Origin of the sequence: Candidatus Solincola tengchongensis (assembly GCF_015711935.1) — a bacterium.
Taxonomy (GTDB): domain Bacteria; phylum Actinomycetota; class Geothermincolia; order Geothermincolales; family RBG-13-55-18; genus Solincola_A; species Solincola_A tengchongensis.
In genome coordinates, this window is the sequence record NZ_JACVJJ010000031.1 from 109,329 (window position 1) to 129,786 (window position 20,458).

Annotated in this window: 18 protein-coding genes; 1 reads left to right on the top strand and 17 read right to left on the bottom strand. The window is 65.3% G+C overall.

From position 1 onward, the window contains the following. Positions 1–79: 79 nt before the first annotated feature. The 8 genes from H7007_RS02295 to lepA all read right to left on the bottom strand — a co-directional run bounded on the left by H7007_RS02295 (position 80) and on the right by lepA (position 8,763). Positions 80–1,021, bottom strand: coding sequence for a PhoH family protein (locus H7007_RS02295; RefSeq protein ID WP_350340605.1), 942 nt, complete (start codon positions 1,019–1,021; stop codon positions 80–82). A gap of 98 nt (positions 1,022–1,119) precedes the next feature. After that, a complete protein-coding gene (locus H7007_RS02300) occupies positions 1,120–1,464 on the bottom strand; it encodes a histidine triad nucleotide-binding protein (protein ID WP_287152875.1) in 345 nt (114 codons plus the stop codon). Positions 1,465–1,582: 118 nt separating this feature from the next. After that, positions 1,583–2,845 carry a MiaB/RimO family radical SAM methylthiotransferase gene (locus H7007_RS02305; RefSeq protein WP_287152876.1) on the bottom strand — a complete coding sequence of 421 codons (1,263 nt, stop codon included), beginning with the start codon at positions 2,843–2,845 and terminating at the stop codon, positions 1,583–1,585. Between the two features lie 70 nt (positions 2,846–2,915). After that, positions 2,916–3,632, bottom strand: a complete 717-nt coding sequence (locus H7007_RS02310) for an RsmE family RNA methyltransferase (RefSeq protein WP_287152877.1) — start codon at positions 3,630–3,632, stop codon at positions 2,916–2,918. Beyond that, the gene (gene dnaJ / locus H7007_RS02315; protein ID WP_287152878.1) at positions 3,629–4,738 is read right to left on the bottom strand and encodes a molecular chaperone DnaJ; all 1,110 of its coding nucleotides are present in this window, start codon (positions 4,736–4,738) and stop codon (positions 3,629–3,631) included. Before dnaJ ends, H7007_RS02310 begins: the two co-directional genes overlap by 4 nt. Positions 4,739–4,758: 20 nt before the next feature. Beyond that, the gene (gene hrcA / locus H7007_RS02320) at positions 4,759–5,787 is read right to left on the bottom strand and encodes a heat-inducible transcriptional repressor HrcA (RefSeq protein WP_287152879.1); all 1,029 of its coding nucleotides are present in this window, start codon (positions 5,785–5,787) and stop codon (positions 4,759–4,761) included. Between the two features lie 61 nt (positions 5,788–5,848). Next, a complete protein-coding gene (hemW, locus tag H7007_RS02325; protein ID WP_287152880.1) occupies positions 5,849–6,952 on the bottom strand; it encodes a radical SAM family heme chaperone HemW in 1,104 nt (367 codons plus the stop codon). Further along, the gene (gene lepA, locus H7007_RS02330) at positions 6,949–8,763 is read right to left on the bottom strand and encodes a translation elongation factor 4 (RefSeq protein ID WP_287152881.1); all 1,815 of its coding nucleotides are present in this window, start codon (positions 8,761–8,763) and stop codon (positions 6,949–6,951) included. Before lepA ends, hemW begins: the two co-directional genes overlap by 4 nt. A gap of 126 nt (positions 8,764–8,889) precedes the next feature. Between lepA and rpsT the strand changes: the two genes are divergently transcribed. After that, on the top strand, positions 8,890–9,171 hold the full coding sequence (rpsT, locus tag H7007_RS02335) for a 30S ribosomal protein S20 (RefSeq protein WP_287152882.1): 282 nt from the start codon (positions 8,890–8,892) through the stop codon (positions 9,169–9,171). Positions 9,172–9,332: 161 nt separating this feature from the next. On the opposite strand, the gene pheT is transcribed toward rpsT, so the two are convergent. The 9 genes from pheT to H7007_RS02380 form a co-directional block, all read right to left on the bottom strand. After that, positions 9,333–11,816, bottom strand: a complete 2,484-nt coding sequence (gene pheT / locus H7007_RS02340) for a phenylalanine--tRNA ligase subunit beta (protein ID WP_287152883.1) — start codon at positions 11,814–11,816, stop codon at positions 9,333–9,335. Positions 11,817–11,829: 13 nt separating this feature from the next. Then, positions 11,830–12,873, bottom strand: coding sequence for a phenylalanine--tRNA ligase subunit alpha (pheS, locus tag H7007_RS02345; protein WP_350340606.1), 1,044 nt, complete (start codon positions 12,871–12,873; stop codon positions 11,830–11,832). 212 nt (positions 12,874–13,085) lie between these two features. Next, complete coding sequence (locus H7007_RS02350; protein WP_287152885.1) at positions 13,086–13,901, bottom strand: TrmH family RNA methyltransferase; 816 nt, start codon at positions 13,899–13,901, stop codon at positions 13,086–13,088. Continuing rightward, on the bottom strand, positions 13,894–14,280 hold the full coding sequence (gene rplT / locus H7007_RS02355; RefSeq protein ID WP_287152886.1) for a 50S ribosomal protein L20: 387 nt from the start codon (positions 14,278–14,280) through the stop codon (positions 13,894–13,896). The genes H7007_RS02350 and rplT overlap by 8 nt, the downstream gene beginning before the upstream one ends. A 44-nt stretch (positions 14,281–14,324) precedes the next feature. Then, positions 14,325–14,522: a 50S ribosomal protein L35 gene (rpmI, locus tag H7007_RS02360; RefSeq protein WP_287152887.1), complete on the bottom strand. Its 198-nt coding sequence runs from the start codon at positions 14,520–14,522 to the stop codon at positions 14,325–14,327. Positions 14,523–14,570: 48 nt separating this feature from the next. After that, entirely contained in the window at positions 14,571–15,092 is a 522-nt protein-coding gene (gene infC, locus H7007_RS02365) for a translation initiation factor IF-3 (protein WP_350340607.1), read from the bottom strand. 421 nt (positions 15,093–15,513) lie between these two features. Then, positions 15,514–17,781: an ATP-binding protein gene (locus H7007_RS02370; RefSeq protein ID WP_287152889.1), complete on the bottom strand. Its 2,268-nt coding sequence runs from the start codon at positions 17,779–17,781 to the stop codon at positions 15,514–15,516. A 209-nt stretch (positions 17,782–17,990) separates the two neighbouring features. Beyond that, positions 17,991–18,974, bottom strand: a complete 984-nt coding sequence (locus H7007_RS02375; RefSeq protein WP_287152890.1) for a GGDEF domain-containing response regulator — start codon at positions 18,972–18,974, stop codon at positions 17,991–17,993. A gap of 9 nt (positions 18,975–18,983) precedes the next feature. Next, positions 18,984–20,458, bottom strand: a 1,475-nt coding sequence (locus H7007_RS02380) for an HD domain-containing phosphohydrolase (protein ID WP_287152891.1), incomplete at its 5' end; no start/stop codon positions are given.

Consider the following 20,458-nt stretch of genomic DNA (forward strand, 5'->3'; position numbering starts at 1 on the left):
AAGGATATTATACACCAGCCCGCTCTAAGGGCGCCGCCGTCCGGGGTCCCAGGTTCTTCCAGAAGGTGGGCGCCGACGCTCACCTCCCTCCATCTTCGCCCTTCCCGGAACGCATGTCGTAAAGGCGGTAGGCCTTGACGATCTCCTGGACTATCTTGTGCCGCACGACGTCGCGTTCGTCCAGGTAGACGAACTCGATGCCCTCTATGCCGGCGAGTATCTCCCGCACCACGTTCATCCCCGAGGGCTGGCCGCCGGGGAGGTCTATCTGGGTTATATCGCCGGTGACCACGGCCTTGGAGCCGAAACCGAGCCGGGTGAGGAACATCTTCATCTGCTCCGGAGAGGTGTTCTGTGCCTCGTCTAGGACGATGAAGGAATCGTTGAGGGTGCGACCCCGCATGTAGGCCAGAGGGGCCACCTCTATGACCCCCTGCTCCATGTACCTGGTGAATTTTTCCACATCGAGCATCTCGTAGAGGCAGTCGTAGAGCGGGCGGAGGTAGGGGTCCACCTTCTGGTAGATGTCGCCGGGTAAAAACCCCAGTTTCTCCCCCGCCTCCACCGCAGGCCGGGTGAGGATTATCCTTCCCACCTCTCGGGAGAGGAGGGCCTTCACGGCCATGGCCATGGCCAGGTAGGTCTTCCCGGTACCCGCCGGCCCGATGGAGAAGACGATGGTGTTGTTGCGGATGGCCTCCACGTAGCGCTTCTGGTTGGGGGTCTTGGGGCGTATGGCCTTTCCCCGGCGTGAGATGATGATGTCCGAGAAGACCTCCGTGGGCTTGAGCTCCTCCTCGGCCAGTACCATCTCTATGGCCCTCTCCACGCTCTCCGGGGTGAGGTCCATCCCCGATGAGAGGAGCATGATGAGCTCCTCGAAGAGCTTGGCCAGGGCCTCGAGCTCTTCCTCCTCCTCCCCGGAGATGGTGATCTCGTTGCCGCGCACCAGGATGCTACTGCGGAAGGACTTCTCGACGATCTTGAGGAGCTCGTCCCTCTCTCCCAGCAAGTTGACCATGGGCTGGTTCCCCGGGACCAGGATCTTGAGCTCCTTCCTGCCGCCCTCCGTCTCCTGCGCCTTCTTTCTTTGCGACAAGTCCCTATCGACCTCCTATCTCAACCCGGCGGCCAGAGCATCGGCCTCCCTCCCAGGACGTGGAAGTGGAGGTGAAAGACGCTCTGTCCCGCGCCCCTCTCCACGTTGGTCAGGATGCGCACGCCTGTGCCCGCTATACCCTCATCCTCGGATATACGCCGGATGACCTTGAAGATCCGGGCGAGCAGCTCACCGTCCTCCTCCCCCAGGTCGAAGGCCGAGCGCAGGTGCTCGCGGGGAACGACCAGCACGTGCACCGGCGCCTGGGGGTTGATGTCCCGGAAGGCCACCACCCGGTCGTCGGAGTAGACGATGTCGGCGTCCATCTCCCCCTTCGCGATGCGGCAGAAGATGCAGTCCTCCATTTTCACCTCCCTTGCCCCCTCCTCCGTTCGTCACGCCTCGATACGGGCTCCCGCATTCTTTGATGGCTCCCTTTTAAAAGGACTTTTTTCGATCCCTCCAGCGCCGGCCGTCTATCCCTCAACCTCTCAAGGGCACGGCCAGAGCCCTCCCCTCGGCCACCCCCTCCAGCCTCACCCGCACGAGGGAGCCGGGCGGCAAACGGCCGCCGTCTCCGTGCAGGACGGCCTTTATGTAATCCTCCGTGGTGCCCGAGGCCACCTTTTCCCCTCCTCGGCGGCACTCCCCCTCCACCAGGAGGGTTCGTTCCTCACCAATGTGGCGCCGGATGTGGTCCAGACGCCACCTCTCGGCCAGCGCACGCAAAAACTCCGACCTCCTCTCCGCCTCCGCGACGTCCACCTCGTCCCTCCTCCCCCAGGCTCGGGTGCCGGGGCGGGGGGAGAAGCGGAAGACGTGAACCCTGGATACGCCCGCGCGCTCCAGCACCTCCACCGTGCGCCGGAAGGCTGCCCCGTCCTCGCCCGGGTACCCGACTATCACCTCCGTGGTCAGTGCCGCGGCGGGCCACAGCCGGCGCAACGCCTCCGCTAGGGCCAGGAAACGCGAGGAGTCGTATCCCCGGCCCATGTCCTGCAGGATGCGGTCGTCGCCGCTCTGCAGCGGGATGTGCAGGTGGGGACAGACCCGGGGTTCCCTTGACCACTCCTCGAGCCACTCCGGACGCAGGTCCTCGAGCTCGATGGAGCTCAGGCGCACCCGGAAAGCGCGCCCCAGGCCGAGGACATCCCTCACCAAGTCCCCGAGGTCGTATTCGCCATCCTTTCCATATCTTCCCAGATTGACCCCGCTCAACACCAGCTCGCGGCATCCCCTTTCCAGCAGGCGTGAGGCGACCTCCAGGACCTCGCCCGCTGGCCGGGAACGCTCCGGTCCGCGGGCGAGAGGGACCACGCAATATGAGCACTTCCTCTGGCACCCGTCCTGTACCTTGATGAAACCCCGGGAACGGCCAGCATGGTGGGCATCCGGCTCTCCCGGAGGCGGGAGCATGGCATGTATCCTCTCCACCCAATCCCCCTTCTCATGGTTGGGGATCAGGGCCTGGACGCCAGGCAGCCGGGACAGGGCCTCCGGCTCCGTCTCCGCGTAGCAGCCGGCGACCACGATGCCGCTGGCTCCCCTGCGGGCCAGACCGCGGATGAGCTTCCGGCACTTGCGGTCGCTCTCCGCGGTCACCGTGCAGGTGTTGACCACGCAGAGGTCGGCCTCGGCCGGTTCCCTCACCAGCCGGTGTCCGAGCCTCGCGAGGCTCATGGCCAGTTCCTCGTTCTCCGCCTGGTTTACCTTGCACCCCAGGCAGTACAGGGCGACCTTTCCCATCTTCTTCCGGAGTTTCTCCGACCTTTCTCTACGCCTCTCCCTACGCCTCAGGCCCCTCAATACCCGAAAATCAAAGGAGGCCGTAGCAAGCCCTGGCCGCGGCCAGGATGACCGCCCCGGCGGATTCGGCGCGCAGGTTGTACTTCCCCAGGGTAACGGAGACCGCTCCCGCCTCGAGCAGCTGCTCCCTCTCCGTCCCTTGGAACCCCCCTTCCGGGCCGACGATAAAGGCAATCTCGTCCTCCTCACCTCCGAGGACCTCCGCCGGGCGCACGCCTCCCCGCTCGTCGGCCAGGAGGGCGACGGGGCACGAGTTTATGCGTTCCAGGAGGCACTCCCATGCAAGGGGCGCCTCCAGCCGCGGCAGGTAGGCCCTACCGGCCACTCGCGACGCGTCCCGCGCCACTCTCCTCCACCTCTCCAGCTTACCGGTATCCGGCATGGGGCGCGAACGCAGCGACAGAAAGGGGATGACCGCCGCCACGCCCAGCTCCACGCTGCGGCGCAGGGCCTCCTCCATCCGGGAGGAGGGAAGGGTGGACTGGAAGAGGTAAAAACGCGGCCTCTCCTCCTCCTCCCGATAGCGTTCCAGGATCTCCAGCCTGGTTCGGCTGGAAGTTATTTCCGCCACCACGGCGCGGCAGACAGTCCCTCTGCCGTCAAGTATCAAGGCCTCCTCGCCGCGCCTCAGGCGCAGCACGCGGGAATGACGGTGCTCCTCATCCTCAAGGAAGGCGCAGTCCGCGGTATCCGCGAGATCTTCAAGGTAAAATCTGGCAATAGTCAATGCTGCGGCCTCATCGCCTTTCTCAAGCGCTCCCGCCAGCCCTGCCCCCTGCGCTTCTCCGCTTCCAGCCTCTGGAACTCCTCCAGGAGCCTCCTCTGTTCCGCAGTGAGGTCGCGGGGGACCTGGACGTCCAGGACCAGGTAGAGGTCTCCCTTCCCGCGGGAATGCAGGCGGGGCATCCCCTTTCCCGGCAGCCTGAAGACTTGTCCCGGCTGGCTGCCCGCGGGAATGGTGAGCCTTTCCGTGCCTTCCAGCGTGGGCACCTCCACCACCGTGCCCAGGGCGGCTTCGGCCATGCTCAACTCGACGACCGCCCGCAGGTCGTGCCCATCACGTTCCAGGAACTCGTGCTCCGATACGCGGACCTCCACGTAGAGGTCGCCGGGAGGGCCTCCCATGTAGCCCGCCTCCCCTCTCCCCGGAACGCGGATGCGGTCCCCGTCGTCGATGCCCGCCGGTATCTCCACCTCCACGGGATCCAGGCTCTCCACCGCCCCACCCCCACCGCAGCGGGTACAGGGGTGGGTGTTTATCTCTCCCATACCGCCGCAGCGGCGGCAGGTGGTGGAGGAGGTGAAGGTGCCGAAGGCGCTGCGCCGCGTGTGGGTGATCCTCCCCTCCCCGCCGCACTCCGGACAGAGGTCCATGGCGTATCCGCTCTCCACGCCGGTCCCGCCGCAGGAGTCGCAGGTCTGGCGGCGGGGGACCTCCACGACCCTTTTCACCCCCCGATAGGCTTCCTCAAGGGATATCTCCACCACCGTCACCAGGTCGCTCCCCCGGCGCGGGGCGTGCGCGGCGCGCGTGCGACCCCTCCCGAAGAAGAGGTTGAAAAGGTCGCTGAAGGGATCCCCGAACCCCTCGAACCCCCCCTCGAAGACGGAGGGGATCCCGCCGCTCTCCCCGTAGAGGTCGTACCTCCTCCTCTTCGCAGGGTCCCCGAGCACCTCGTAGGCCTCGTTTATCTCCTTGAAGCGCTCCGCAGCCTCCCGGTCGCCACGGTTCACGTCGGGGTGGTAGCGGCGGGCCAGCCTGCGGTAGGCTCTCTTTATCTCCTCCTGGTCCGCGTGGCGGGAGACTCCCAGAACGGCGTAATAGTCCTTCATGCTACCCGCACTTCACCCCCTCAACCCCTCAGCATCTCCAGGGTCCGGCTGAGGGATTTGGCGATGAAGTCGACGGTGGGGATCACCCTGGCGTAGTCCATGCGCGTGGGCCCCAGGACGCTCACCGTGCCCATGGTCTCCTCGCCAACCGCGTACGGCGTGGCCACCAGACTGAAGTACTGCAGCTCCTTGAAGACGTTCTCGTCACCGATGCGCACGGTGAGCTCCTTTGCCCGGATGACCTCGCCGAGGAGGTTGAGGAGGAAGTAGTGCTCCTCGAAGTGGCGGAGCAGGCTCTCTATGCGGCTCCTTCCTTCCTCATCCAGATAGCGTAGCAGGTTGGTGGTCCCGCCAACGTATATCTTCTCGTACTGCTCCTGGGTGAGGATGTCCCTTATGGCCTCCGCCACCCTTTCCGCGAGCCGCACTGCCCTGGGATCGCGCATCCCCTTGCCCACGCGGAACTCCCGCAGGTCATCGGAGCCCTTGCCCTGCAGGTGGCGGTTCAGGTAGCCCTGCACCGCTTCCAGGTCCAATTCCTGCTCCTGCGGCTCCAGGTCCAGGAGCTTCTTCTCCACCCTCCCGGTGTCGGTGATGATCACCAGGAGCATGGCCTCCCCGGCCAGCCTCACCAGGTCGATGTGTTTGATTAGGTTGCGTCGGAGGGTGGGAGCGATGACCATGGCCGCGGTGCTGGTCAGCCGGGAGAGGAGGTTCGTGGTCTCCTGGAGGAGGTCCTCGAGTTCCTTGGTCTTGCTGGAGAAAAGAGTGAGGATGGCCTCCTTCTCCTCCTCCCTCAGGCGGGTACGGCCGATGAGGGAGTCCACGTAGAAACGGTATCCCAGCGGCGTGGGCACCCTTCCGGCCGAGACGTGCGGCTGGTAGAGGTATCCCATCCCCTCCAGCTTGCTCAGCTCGTTGCGTATGGTGGCCGGGCTGATGCCCAGGTTAAGGCTCTCCGCCAGGGACTTGGAGCCCACCGGGACCCCGGTCATTATATACTTGTAGACGACCGCCTTCAGTATCTTCTGCTGCCTCTTGTCGAGCATTAGCACTCTCCTCCTTTGAGTGCTACTCAATAAATAAGTTACCCGCAGCGATGATGGCACGTCAAGCGGACAGGAGCTCGACGATTACCGCATTGGAGAGCAACATCCCGCGCGGGGTGAGGTACACGCGCCCCCCTCTTTTAAGCAGCAGGCCGAGGCGCTCCATCTCCGCCGCCTTCCCGGGCCCTCCCAGTAGGCGCTCCGGGACCCCCTTGGAGGTCCGCAGCCCGAGCATGACCCTCTCCTCCCGGATCTCCTCTCCCGGCACGCGGATGCGCTCCACCACCGGGAGCCGCCCCCTTCCGAGTTCCCGGAGGTAACCGAGTACGCTCTCCGTGTTGCGAAGGCGGCACCCACGCCACAGGGAATGGGCTCCCGCCCCGGCCCCCAGGTACTCCTCCCGCCTCCAGTAGGCGAGGTTGTGCCGGCATTCGTGCCCTGGCTGGGAGAAATTGGAAATCTCGTAATGCACGTACCCGGCTGCCGTAAGGGTGGCCCTCGCCGAGAGGTACTCCTCCGCCGTCTCGTCCTCGTCCGGAAGGAGCGCCTCACCCCGGCGCACGGCCGCCTCCAGTGGGGTGCCGGGATGGAGGGTGAGGGCGTAGAGGCTCAGGTGGTGCGGGGAGAGCTCGAGCGCCTTTTCCAGGTTCTCCGCCAGATGCCCGCCCCAGCCTACTGGGAGGCCGTAGAGGAGGTCAAGGGAGAGGGAGGGGATGCCGGCGCGGCGGGCGTCCCTCACTGCCTTGTAAATCTCCTCGCAGCCGTGTAGCCTCCCCAGGCGCCGCAGGCAACCGTCGTCCATGCTCTGCGCCCCGATGCTCACTCGGTTCACCCCGGCAAGCCTCACCTCCCGGAAGTCGTCCGGCCCCCAGGTGGCCGGGTTCACCTCCACGCTTATCTCCGCTCCCCGGCGGAACCCGAAGAGCCGGCTCACCAGGGCCACCAGCTCGCCCACCTCGCGGCCGGAGAGGGTGGAAGGGGTGCCTCCCCCCAGGTACAGGGAACGCAATCCCCCCATTCCCCGCGCCTCCCGGGCGAGCAATTCCAGTTCCTTCCTCAAGGCGGTCGCATAATCGCGCATTAGGCGAGGGTTCGCCGTGCGGGCCAGGAAATCGCAGTAGGAGCAGCGACGCACACAGAACGGCCAGTGGACGTAGAGCCTCATCCGGGCCTCTCCTCCCGGCCCATGCGCAGGGCGGAGATGAAGGCCTCCTGGGGGATCTCCACCTTCCCCACCATCTTCATGCGCTTCTTGCCTTCTTTCTGTTTCTCCAGGAGCTTCTTCTTGCGGGTCACGTCCCCCCCGTAGCACTTGGCCAGGACATCCTTCCGCCGGGCCTTGATGGTCTCGCGGGCCACCACCCGGCTTCCCACCGCCGCCTGCACGGGCACGTCGAAGAGCTGGCGGGGGATGAGCTCGCGCAGCCTGACCACCACGCGCTTTCCGTACTCGTGGGCCCGCCCTCTCTCCACGATGGAAGAGAGGGCGTCCACGGGCTCTCCGTGGATGAGGATGTCCAGCCTCACCAGGTCTCCGGGGAGGAACCCCAGGTGCTCGTAGTCCAGGGAGGCGTATCCCCGGCTGCGGGACTTGAGCTGGTCGTAGAAGTCGACCACCATCTCCGCCAGGGGGAGGCGGCAGCGCAGCTCCACACGGCGGCCGGAGAGGTAAGTCATGTCCTGGTAGATGCCCCTGCGCTCCTTGACCAGCTCGAGCACCGGGCCCACATAATCCGGCGGCACCAGTATGGTGGCCTGAACGTAGGGTTCCCTTATCTCGCGCACCACGGCCATGTCCGGGAGGTCGGAGGGGCTTTGGATGTGGATGACCTCGCCGTTCCTCTTCACCACCTCGTAGACCACGTTGGGGGCGGTGATCACCAGGTCCAGACCGTATTCCCTCTCCAGGCGCTCCTGCACGATCTCCATGTGCAAGAGCCCCAGGAAGCCGCAGCGGAACCCGAACCCCAGGGCCTTGGAGTTCTCCCGGACGAAGGTCAGCGAGGCGTCGTTCAGCTTCAGCTTCTGGAGGGCGTCTTCCAGTTCCTGGAAGTCATCGGAATCCACGGGATAGACGCCGGCGAAGACCATGGGCTTGGGCTCCCGGTAACCGGGGAGCGGCTCCGGCGCGGGCCGTTCGTGTCCGGTGACCGTGTCCCCCACCTTGATGCGGCTTACGTCCTTCACGCCGGTTATTATGTACCCCACGTCCCCGGCCTCCAGTTCCCGGCAGGAGGTCATATCGGGAGAGAAATATCCCACCTCGTCCACTTCCGCCCTGGTCCCGGAGGCCATGAAGAGGACCCGGTCCCCCTGGGAGACCCTTCCCTCCACCACCCGGATGAAGGCCACCACACCGCGGTAGGTGTCGTAGGAAGAGTCGAAGACCAGGGCCCTTAGGGGCAGCCCTGGATCCCCTCCCGGGGGCGGCACCTCCCTCACGATGCGTTGCAGCAGCTCCTCCACCCCCTCCCCGGTCTTGGCCGAGACCCCCAGTACCTCCGAGGGGTCTATGCCCAGGAGATCGGCCAGCTCCATGGCCGTCCCCTCCACGTCCGCCGCTGGCAGGTCTATCTTGTTCACCACGGGTATGAGGGTGAGCCCCGCCTCCACGGCCAGGTAGGCGTTTCCCACCGTCTGGGCCTCCACCCCCTGGGCAGCGTCCACGAGGAGGACGGCGCCCTCGCAGGCGGCCAGGCTGCGGGAGACCTCATAGGAGAAGTCCACGTGCCCCGGGGTGTCGATGAGGTTCAAGCGGTAGGGCTCCCCCTCTTCGGGAGCCCACTCCATGCGCACCGCCTGGGCCTTGATGGTTATGCCCCGTTCCCGCTCCAGCTCCATGCGGTCCAGGTACTGGTCGGCCATCTTCTGCCGGGGCACGGTCTCCGTGATCTCCAGGAACCTGTCCGCCAGGGTGGATTTACCGTGGTCGATGTGGGCGATTATGCAGAAGTTCCTTATTCTCTCCCTTTTCATGTCTTAAACACCGAGGTAATTATAACAGCCGCGAGGCACGGAGACGCCGCGGCGGAATCCCCTCTCTTTGCCGTGCCGACCGGTTGTGTTAAAATGAGCGCTGTTTGAGGAAAGGAGGAGAGGTTCTTGCCCAACATCAAGCAGCAGGAGAAGCGCATGCGCCAAGCCGCCAAGCGCCGCATGCGCAACCGTTCGCGCAAGTCGGAGATCAAGACCTACATCCGCAAGTTCGAGGCCGCCCTGCAGCGCGGCGACAGGGAGGAGAGCGAGGCCTACCTGAAGAAAGCGGTGAAGGCCCTGGACAAGGCGGCAGGCGACGGCATCATCCACAAGAACAACGCCGCCAACCGCAAATCGCGCCTCATGCGCAAGTTCAACCGCGCCTTCCTCGGCGAGGCGGGTGCCTGACCCGACCTCCCGCTCATCCCATCAATTTCGCCCATCACGTCGCCGTGGTCCGTGGCGGGTATGACGGCGACTTCCCTTCCCCGTGGATTCAGGTGCCGCCGCCCCGCAGAAGGGGTCGTGCGGATGCGGCACCAGGCGCGGTCCGCCGCGGGGATTGGGGTTCAACGCAGGCGGGCGCCCAGTTTCTCCCCCAGCGCCCTCACGATGTCCTCCACCGCCGTGCGGGCCTCCTCGTCCCGGAGCGTCCTGTCCGGGGCATGGAAAACCAGGCTGTAGGCCAGGCTCTTCTCCCCCTCGCCCAGCTGCTCCCCGCGGTATAGGTCGAAGAGCCTCGCCTCGCGGAGGAGCTCTCCCCCCGCCTCCCGGATGACCCTTTCCACCTCTCCGGCGTCGATTTCCTCCCGCACCACTACCGCCAGGTCCATCTGCACGGCCGGGAAACGGGGTATGTCCCGGTAGGGAGGGACCGTCCGCGCCGCCTCCACCAGGGCGGAGACGTCCAGCTCCATGACCTCCAGGCCCTCGGGCACGTCCAGCGCCTCCGCCACACGCGGATGGAGGGTGCCCAGGTATCCCGCCGCTCTTTCCCCGAGCACCACCTCTCCGCTCCTGGCCGGGTGCAGGAAGGGATACTCGGACCTGCGCAGGCACCACCCCTCCACGTGGAGGGCGCGGAGCAGGACTTCCAGGATGCCCTTCAGGACGTAGAAGTCCGCCTCTTGCGGCTCCTGGTCCCAGTCTTTGGGCATCCATCTCCCGGCCAGGGCGCAGCCCAGAAGAAGGGGCTCCTCCGGCAACACCTCCGCCTCTCGGGGCATGAAGACCCTGCCCATCTCGAAGAGGTGCACGTCCGTGACCCGCCGGTTGAGGTTGAAGCGCACCGCCTCCAGTAGCCCGGGGAGCAGCGTGGGCCGCATGATGGAGGCCTCCTCGCTCAGGGGGTTGCGGATGCGCAGGGGATTCTCCGGGAGGTGCTTCCTCTCCGGGTCCAGGAGGTCCATCCACCATGAGGGAACGAAGGACCAGGTGATGGCCTCGTGCAGCCCGCAAGCCACCATCACCCGGGCGATCTCCCGGCGCAGCCTCTGCTCCCGGGTGAGAAATCCGACGTTGTGGGAGGTACGGGGAAGGGTGATGGGAACCCGGTGGTAACCGTAGACGCGGGCCAGCTCCTCTACCAGGTCGATCTCCCTCTCCAGGTCCGGACGGAAGGTGGGGACCTTGACCGCCAGCACCTCTTCCCCCTCGGCGCTTCCCCTTACATGCGGCACGTCGGGTATCGGCGCGGGTGCCTCCGCGTCGGTGACGGCGCCTCCTTCCCGTGATACGACCTCCATGCCCAGGGAGACGAGTATCCTTCTGGCCTCGTGAGCGGAAAGGGAGACGCCGATCAGCCTCGCCGCCCTCCCCACCCTCAGGTTCAGCTCCCTGGGCCGCAGGACCTCCGGCTTGGCCACCACGTCCACCGCCCCCGGGCGCACCCTGCCCCCGGCCGTCTCCCGCATGAGGAAGGCGGCACGGTCGGCGGCGAAAAGGCAACCCGCCGGGTCCACGCCCCTCTCGAAGCGGTAGGAGGCCTCTGAGGTGAGCTCGTGGCGGCGTGAGGTGAGCATTATCCCCGGCGCGCTGAAGTGGGCGGATTCCAGGAGCACCTTGACCGTGCCCGGGTGGACCTCCGTGTTCTCGCCGCCCATGACCCCGGCAAGGGCCACCGGACCCCGCGGGTCGCAGATGAGGAGGTCGTCAGGGTGCAGTTCCCTCTCCACGCCGTCCAGGGTGGTGAGGCGTTCGCCCTCCTTCATGCAGCGCACGATGATGTGTCCCCCCTCGAGGAGGTGATAGTCGAAGGCGTGAAGCGGCTGCCCCAACTCGAGCATCACGTAGTTGGTGACGTCCACTACGTTGTTGATGGGGCGTACCCCGGCGGCGCGCAGGCGGTTCCTCATCCACCACGGGGAGGGCCGGATACTAACCTCATCGATTAGCCGGGCCACGTAACGGGGGCACCTCTCGGCCTCCAATATCTCCACGCGGACCTCCGTAGAGGCCGGATCGCCCTCCTCCACCAGGCTGAAGCGGGGGCGGCGCAGCTCGGCACCGGTGAGGGCGGCCACTTCCCGGGCCACTCCCAGCATGCTCAGGCAGTCGGGCCGGTTGGGAGTGATTTCCAGGACAAGGACGTTGTCCTCGACATCCAGAGCATCGGCGAGGTCTTTTCCCGGCTCCAGGTCCGGGTCCAACTCCATGATGCCCTCGGCGTCGTCGGACAGTCCCAGTTCCTTCTCGGAGAGCAGCATCCCGGAGGAGACCACCCCCCGTATCTCCGCCTCCCCTATGACCGTCCCGTCGGGGAGCCTCCCCCCGGGGAGGGCCACCGGGCAGGCCATCCCCGGTCGCACGTTGGGAGCGCCGCAGACGATGTCCCTCGACGAACCCCCGACGTCCACCCGGCAGACCGATAGGCGGTCGGCGGAGGGATGGGGGGATACCTGGAGGACCCTGCCCACCACACATCCCTTCCATTCCCCTCCGGCTCTCTCCACGGCCTCCACCGAGGTCCCGGAGGCGGTGAGCAGCTCCGCCAGCTCCCCGGCATCCATCGCCAGGTCCACGTATTCCGACAGCCACTTCAACGGCACGCGCATGCCCCGCCACCCCCTAATACTGCATCAGAAGCCGCAGGTCGTTGTCGAAGAAATAACGTATGTCCGGCACGCCGTACTTGAGCAGGGCGATGCGCTCCACGCCCATGCCGAAAGCGAAACCGCTCCACCTCTCCGCGTCGTAGCCCACGTAGGCGAAGACGTTGGGATCCACCATCCCGGCGCCTAGTATCTCCAGCCATCCCGTCCCCTTGCACACCCGGCAACCGGCCCCTCCGCACATGTTGCAGGACACGTCCACCTCCGCGCTGGGCTCGGTGAAGGGGAAGAAGTGGGGACGGAAGCGCACCTCACGGTCCTCCCCGAACATCCTCTTGGCAAATGTTACCAGAGTACCCTTGAGGTCTCCCAGGGAGAGGCCCTCGTCCACAGCCAGCCCCTCCACCTGGTGGAACATGGGTGAGTGAGTGGCGTCCGGGACATCATGGCGGTAGGCCTTTCCGGGAGCGATGATGTACACCGGAGGGGGAGTGGACTCCATGACCCTTATCTGCACCGGCGAGGTGTGGGTGCGCAGGAGCACGTCCCGCCGGTCGCTGCCCGGCACCTCCACGTAGAAGGTGTCCTGGAGGGATTTGGAAGGATGCCAGTCCGGCGTGTTCAGGGCCTCGAAGTTGTAGTAGTCCAGCTCCACTTCCGGGCCCTCCGCCACCCGGTATCCGAGGCCGATGAAGATGTCCTCTATCTCCTCGATGATGGAGGAAAGAAGATGGCGGGTGCCGTAGGGAACGCGCCTTCCGGGAAGGGAGATGTCCAGCCTCTCCCGGCGCAGGGACTCCTCCAGCTCCGCCTCCCGGACGCGCTCTAGGCGGGACGCCAGCTCCGCCTCCAGCCCGTCCTTCAAGAGGTTGGCCAGCCGCCCCGTGGCCCTTCTCTCCTCGGAAGGGAGGTCCTTGATACCCTGCAGCACGGCGGTGACCTTTCCCTTCCTGCCCAGATAGGCTATCCTTATCTCCTCCAGGGAACGGGCGTCCACCGCCCTCTCCAAGTCCTGCCTCAACCTCCCGAAAAGCGGTCCCAGAACGGGGTGGGAGAGCATCTCCTCCTGCAGCTCCTCCGGGATCATGACCTCACCTCTTTCCACGCGGCTACCTCCAGTCGGATCATCATCACGTCGAGCCCCCCTCGCGGAAGGCGTCCCCGCCATAAGCCACAGGGCGGAATTCACCCGCGGGGGCCATTTACGCCCTTCTCGTCTTGCGGCGGGGGACCGGTGTCTCTCGAGGGTCTCCGGCCATCCGTTCCGAAAGGTCACCCCCTCTTCCTGCGCATCATCTCGAAGAGGATGACCGCCGTGGCGGCGGCCACGTTAAGGGACTCCGCCCGGCCGGCGAGGGGAATCCTCACCCTGCCGTCCGCCAGCTCACATTCCCTTTCCGGTATTCCCCAGGCCTCGTTGCCCATCACCAGGGCCACGCGTTCCGGCCACTGTATATCCCAGACCACCTCCCCCTCACGGGCATCCGCCACCATCAGGGAATAGCCGGCTTCCTTGAGCGACCTCAACGCCTCGTCCGGCGCTGGGCCCACGCACACCGGGAGATGGAAGATGGAACCCGCCGTGCTGCGCACCGTCTTTGGGTTGTAGAGGTCCACGCTCTCCGAGCAGACGATGACGCCCCCCACCCCCGCGGCGTCAGCGATGCGCACCATGGTGCCGAGGTTCCCGGGATCCCTTACCCTATCGGCCACCAGGAGCACGGGCGGGACGCGGTTCAGGAGTTCCTCCAGGGGCTTGTGGAGCATGGGGCACACGGCCACCAGGCCCTGAGGGGTGACCGTAGAGGCCAGGAGCTCCATAACCTGTGGGGAGGCTTGGAAACAGGGTATGTCCCTGGCCCGCAGGAAATCGGCATAAGCCTCTAGGGCTTCCAGGCCCCTCTGGTCGCAGATGACGCACTCCGGGGGTATGTCGGCCTGGAGGGACTCGGCCACCGCCTTCAGCCCCTCGGCCAGGAAAAGCCCCTCGCGGTAACGAAAACTGCGCTTGAGCAGGCGGCGGTAACGCTTGACGCGCTCGTTCTTCGGGCTCTCTATGAATCCCGCCTGGCGAACCCCATCAGGCACTCGCCTCCTTCGCCTCCGTCTCGCCCTCCAGGCTCTCTCTGGCTATTCTTACCAGCTCGGTGAAGGAGGCGGGGTCGTTTACCGCCAGGTCCGCGAGCACCTTGCGGTTTACCTCAACCTCCGCCAGCTTCAGGCCCCGGATGAAGCGGTTGTAGGACATGCCGTTCATCCGGGCGGCGGCGTTGATGCGGCTTATCCACAGCCGGCGGAAGTCCCTCTTCCTGGCCCGCCGGTCGCGGTAGGCGTACTGCAGCGAGTGCATGACCTGCTCGTGCGCGCTGCGGAAGGTGCGGCTGCGCGCCCCCCGGTAGCCCTTGGCCATGGCCAAGATCTTCTTCCTTCTCTTCCTCCTGGCTACGGAGTGTCTTGTTCTGGACATGGTCCACCATCCCTTTCATCAGCGATCGGTCTAGGGGTCGCCGCCTAACCCCTGCGCAGGAGTTTTCTCACTTTGGAAGCGTCGTGCGGGGACACTTCCTGCTTGACGCGATAGGTACGCTTGCGACGGGAGCTCTTCTTGACCAGTAGGTGGCTCCCGTACCCCTTGCGTCGCCTTATCCTGCCGCTGCCGGTTATCTCGAAGCGCTTGGCGGCGCCCCTGTGGGTCTTCATCTTGGGCATGATCTCCTCACTTCCTCTTCATCTCCGTTCACAGGAAAGTCCCGCTCCTCATTTCCTGGCCACCGCTACCGGGGCCAGTATCATCTGCATGTTCCTCCCCTCCAGCTTGGGCTCCGATTCCACGGTCCCCAGCTCGGCCACTTCCTCCGCCAGCTGCTGGAGGAGTTCCAGGCCCTTCTCCGTGTGGGTCATCTCCCTTCCCCGGAACATGACCGTGACCTTCACCTTATGGCCGGCCTTGAGGAACCGCTCGATGTGCCTCTTCTTTATCTCGTAATCGTGCCGGTCGATCTTGGGGCGCATCTTCATTTCCTTGAAGCTGACCACGGCCTGCTTCTTGCGCGCCTCCTTCATCTTCACGGTCTGCTCGTAACGGTACTTCCCATAATCCATGATCTTGCAGACCGGGGGATCCGCCAGGGGAGCCACCTCAACCAGGTCCAGATCCATCTCCTCGGCCAGGCGTAGGGCTTCCTCAATGGGCTTTATGCCTATCTGTTTTCCGTCCGGACCCACAACCCGGACCTCCCTGGCCCGGATCCCGTCGTTAACGCGCACGTGTTTTTCTATAGGACATCCCTCCCGCGTTAAAGGAAAAGGATAGCGGTTTCCCCGCTATCCACGGGCTTTCCCTAACCCTGTCAGCCTGAGGCCCAGGGTGAGAAGCGAAACCGCTTCTGCTTAACTCTTCGGTTGTCGGTCAACAAGTATAATTTATCCTCGCCTACCTGGCAATATCTCCCCTCCCCATGCTGTCCTCGATGCCGGGAGCCCGAGGAGAATCCTCGGTCCGGGAAAACCAGGCCCGCAAAGGCTATCTTGCCCGCTCGGAGCCTGGTTCCAGCCCCTGGAAGGCCATCCCTGTCGCAAATGCGTCGGTCTCTCGTTCTTCTGTCTCTCTGCGGTGAGGCATGGCCCCCACCCTTCGTGCCCGTCTTCCACGCGAACGTCGCTGGTCTTCTCCCCGGCCATTCGGGCCGTAGCCCTGTCCCTAGCCCCCTCGGCCGCTGGATTCGTCCAATTCACCCTCAGTGGGGTACACGGACCTCCATTCGCTATCCGAAACCGGCGTCTGCACCGCCTTCCATACCGGCAGGGTGAAGCTGAAGGTAGTCCCTACCCCCTTCTCGCTCTCCGCCCACATCCGCCCTCCCTGTGCGGCCACCAGTTCGCGGCTTATGGAGAGACCCAGGCCGGTCCCGCTCTGCTGGCGCGTGGTCGAGGAATCTACCTGGTAGAATTTGTCAAATATCCTCGGAAGGTCCTGGGGTGACACCCCGATCCCGGTGTCGGCCACCTCAACCAGACATTCGCCGCCCTCCTCCCTGGCCCGCACACGGACCTCACCGCCGGAAGGGGTGAACTTTATGGCGTTGTGGATGAGGTTGGTGAAGACCTGCCTCAGGCGTTCCGTATCCCCCGCCACCGCCGGCAGCCCGTCGGGAATCTCTAAAAACACCGCGACCCCTTTCTCGCGGGCCAGGTTCTCCAGCCCGGCCAGCACCCCCTCGGCCACTTCGCGGAGGTCCACCCTCTCTCTGCGCACCTCGATTATCCCCGCCTCGATACGGGAGAGGTCCAGGAGGTCCTCGATGATCTTGGTGAGGGATTCCGTCTGCCGGAGAACGATCTCCAGGTAGCGGCGTTGCTTCTCGTTCACCGGCCCCACCCTTCCCGCGTCCAGCAGACGCACGAAACCCTTGATGGAGGTGAGCGGCGTCTTGAGCTCGTGAGAGACCATGGAGATGAAGTTGGACTTCATGCGGTCCAACTCCACGAAGTCGGTCACGTCGTGAAGGATGACCACCGCTCCGACGACGCTTCCCGCCGGGTCCTGGAGGGGAAGCCATATCGCCTGGAAGAAAGTGGTACTGTCCGCCTTGAGGACCACCTCGTTCTTCACCTGCCGGCCCTCGTGCAGCACCGCGCGGAGGGCCTCCTCCAGCCCCACCTCCCTGAATTCCACCTCCCCTTCGGCCCGGCCGAAGGTCTCGCCGACGGGCTCTTCCGGTATCCCCTCCCGCGGGCCGAAGAGGCGCTCCGCGGAGGGATTGGCCAGCACCACCTTCCCCTCCCGGTCCAGCACCAGCAGGACGTCGGTGAGGCTGTTTATGATGGTCTCGATCTTGCTCTTGTCCTCCAGGGTGGTCCGGTACAGCCCGGCTTTCTCCAGGGCCAGCGCCGCCTCGCTGGCCAGGGTGAGCAGCACGCGCGCATCGTCGTCGTCGTAGGCCTCCTCCAGCCGCGAGAGACAGGCCAGTACGCCGATGACGCTGTTGCTGGCGAAGAGGGGCACGCAGATCATGGAAGCGAACCCCGTCTCCTTCATGAAGGGGTCGAAGCGCGGGTCCTCGCCGGTCCGGGAGATGGTCACCGGGAGGACGGCCGATGCGGCAACATATAGCGGGTTGGCCTCCCGTTGATAGGAGAGGAAGGACTCCTCGTCCACGACGTTTCGGGACAAGCGCACCTGGAGGTCCCCGTCCCCGTCGTACAGACAGATCAGCATGGCGTCGAGGGGCACAAGATCACGGGCCTTCTCCTCCAGCACCTCGATTATCTCCTCCGGGTTCAGCGTGGAGGCGAAGCGTATGGAGGCGGCATAGAGGGCGGAGAGCTCGCGGTTCTTGCGGTCCGCACGGTCGATGATGTCCGACAACTCCTTCTTCTCCCTCTCCTGCTCCCTCGCCTTGCTGATGACGAAGAAACCGCTGAGGGCGATGAGGAAATAAACCGGCACGGACATGGCCATCTCCTTCAGGGTCCCGAAATCCATCTGCTCGTAGAGGTAGGGGGCGAAGTAGATGGCGCAGGTCACCGTGGTGAAGAGCAGCGTCTCCAGGAGGTCGAAGTAGGCGGAGGAGAAGATGATCACCGTTATGTACAGGAGGGACAGGGCGCTCCTGCTCCCTCCCGTGAGATAAACCATCATGGCCACCAGGGCGTCGGTGGCCAGGAGCAACAGGGAGAAAGCCCACGGATGGTATCCCTCGTAGGGGAAGAAGCGGTGCCCCAGGTACACGGCTATGGACATGACCACGAACCAGGGGAAGACGGGCGAGGTGTTGCGCTCCGAGTAGGGCAGGACGAAGAGCATGGTGGCCACCACGATGGTCAGCCAGAACAGGGAGGCCACGAAGCGGGTGGAGGTCAGCAACACCCGCACCTCCGCCCTCCCCACACGGCCCTTTCTCCCCGGCAGGGAGGGGAGGCTCACGCTCCTCTCCCGCATGGCCTTGGCCTCCGCTTTGGATGCCAATCCCCAGGACACTCCTTTCTATCCTTCCCATCCTCCGGCGAGGCCTTCCCGGCCCCGCGCGTCTCCCGGACGGGAAACGCGTTCGTGCCTCCGCGTCCCGCCCACCCCGCATCACGGCCCGGGGGCCGGCCCGCCTCCTCGCTCCGGTACACGCCACCCGGAGGCCGCGGGCCGCCCGGCGGCCGGACTCCCTGTGCGTCGCGGCGGGGTCAGTCGCGGCGCCGCCGGTCGAAGACGAAGTTGCTGCCCGGCATGGTCTTCACATATTTCTTGAGCTCGGCGGCGATCTGGGCCACCTTGCCGGGATGGTCCAGCTCCCGGTAGGTGTTGTGCACCACGGCGATGCTTATGGACATTATTGGGAAGCGCTGCACGTTTCCCCGCCGGTCCGTGCTCACGATGTAGCCTCTCTCCCGGTCCTCTTCCTCGTAGTGGGACGGGATACGGGAATCGAAAAGGCGGATAATCTCCTGCGAGATGAGGGGCGCCCTCTCCATCTCCGTGACCACGATGAAGTCATCTCCCCCTATATGGCCCACGAAGTCGCTCTCCGCGCCGTACTTGTCCATGGCCTCCAGGATGCACTGGGAGGTCATTTTGATGACCTCGCTACCGGCCACGAAGCCGTAACGGTCGTTGTAGGCCTTGAAGTCGTCGAGGTCCACATAGCACACGGCGAACTTGGCCCCTTTCCTGATGCGGTCCTCGATGACCTCCTCGATGGCCCGGTTGCCGGGAAGGCCGGTGAGCGGGCTGGCCTCGCCGTCGCGTATGGACCTCCTCAGGTGCATGTTGATGCGCGCCTCCAGCTCCAGGGGATCGAAGGGCTTGGTTATGTAGTCGTCGGCTCCCGTCTCCATGCCCTTTATCTTGTCCTCCAGCATCCCCTTGGCGGTGAGGAGGATGATGGGTATGTGGCTGGTGAGGAACTCGTTGCGCAGGCGGAGGCACACCTCCAGACCGTCGAGGTCCGGCATCATCACGTCGAGGATCACGATGTCCGGTTTCTCCCTCTCGCAGAGCTCGAGCGCCTCCATGCCGTCGCGCGCCTCCAGGGGGCGGAACCTCTCGGCGCTCAGCGTCTCCACTATCAGCTCGCGGATGTTGGGGTCGTCATCCACCACCAGGACCTTGAACTTCCTGCCCTCCTCCTGCCGCCGGGCAGCCTCGCCCCTCAAGATCTCGTCGAACAAGCCCCTTTTTCACCTCCCCATGCCGCCCGCTTCCCGTGCGCCTCCGGCCTCTCCCCGTGCCACCGCTGGTCCTCCCCCGCCAGCAAGGCCCTCACCGCCCTCTTCCCGGGGGATGGGGTCTCCGCCATGCCGGTCCAGGATGCCCAGGAACACCTCCACCACCCGGGGGTCGAACTGGGAACCCGCGTTGCGCACCAGCTCACGCCGTGCCTCCTCCAGGGGGAGCGCCTTGCGATAGGGGCGGTCCGAACGCATGGCCTCGAAGGCGTCGGCCACGGAGAGGATGCGGGCGCACAGCGGAATGTCCTCGCCCCTCAAACCGTCCGGGTACCCGTTGCCGTCGTAACGCTCGTGATGGTGCAGGATGATGGGCCTGGGCTCCTGGAGGAACTCCACGGGCTCCACGATGCTGTCCCCCAGTAGGGGATGGGTCTTCACGTGGGTGTATTCCTCTTCGGTGAGGGAACCCGGCTTGTTGAGCACCCTTCCGGCGATGCCTATCTTGCCGATGTCGTGCAGGGTGGCGGCGTACTTCAGTTTCTGCCTCTCCCTCTCGTCGAGCCCCATGGCCTCGGCGATCATCAGGGCGTAGGTGGTGACCCTCTCGGAATGGCCGCGCGTGTAGGGGTCCTTCACCTCGATGGCCTTGGCCAAGGCCTGCACGGTGGAGAAATAGCTCCTCTCTATGTCCGCGTAAAGGGAGGCGTTCTCCACGGCCAGCGAGGCCTGGGCGGCCGCGGCTTCCGCCAGCCGCTCCTCCTCCCAAGCCTCCTCTTCACTCGGAAGCCCGGCGTGGAAGAGGGCCAGAAAACCGACCGTCCTCCCCTTGGCTCGCAGCGGCTGCAGGAGCGCTTCCGACACCCCGTGTTCGGCGAGCACATCCCCGGGGAGGAGCCCACCCAGCTCCTCAACGGGCCTGGTGACCGTCCTCCCTTCCTCCAGGGCCCGTTTCGCCTCGGCGCCCAGATCCTCGAGGGTGAGGTCTCCTCTTCGCTCCAGCTCGCCGGCCAGTTCCTCTATAAAACCGGCCCAAGCCCGGGGACGAAAGGCGTTGCCTTCCGCCAAGTAGGCCAGGCACATGGTCACCGGGCAGACATCCACCATCATCTCCACAACCCGCCTGAGGATCTCCTCAAGGTCCAGGGTCGAACCGACCACCCTGGCCATCTCCAGGAGAGCCAGGGTCTCGCGGATCTTCCTCTGCTCGCGCTCGTGCAGGCGGGCGTTCTCCAGGGCCACGGCCAGCCGCTCGGCGAAAGCCTCTGCCGTCTCCAGCTCCAGATATGCCTGTTCCTCCCACCCGTCACCGGTTAGCGTGCCCAGCAGCAGCGCACCGATGACCCGCTTCCTCACCCTGAGGGGGACCAGAACGGCATCCCTACCCCACCCCTTTCTGGGCTCCCAGGCGCAGGATTCCCGAAGCTCATCCGCATACAGCGCTTTCCTCTTCCCCAGGAAGACCCCGGAAGCCTCCCCGGAAAGCC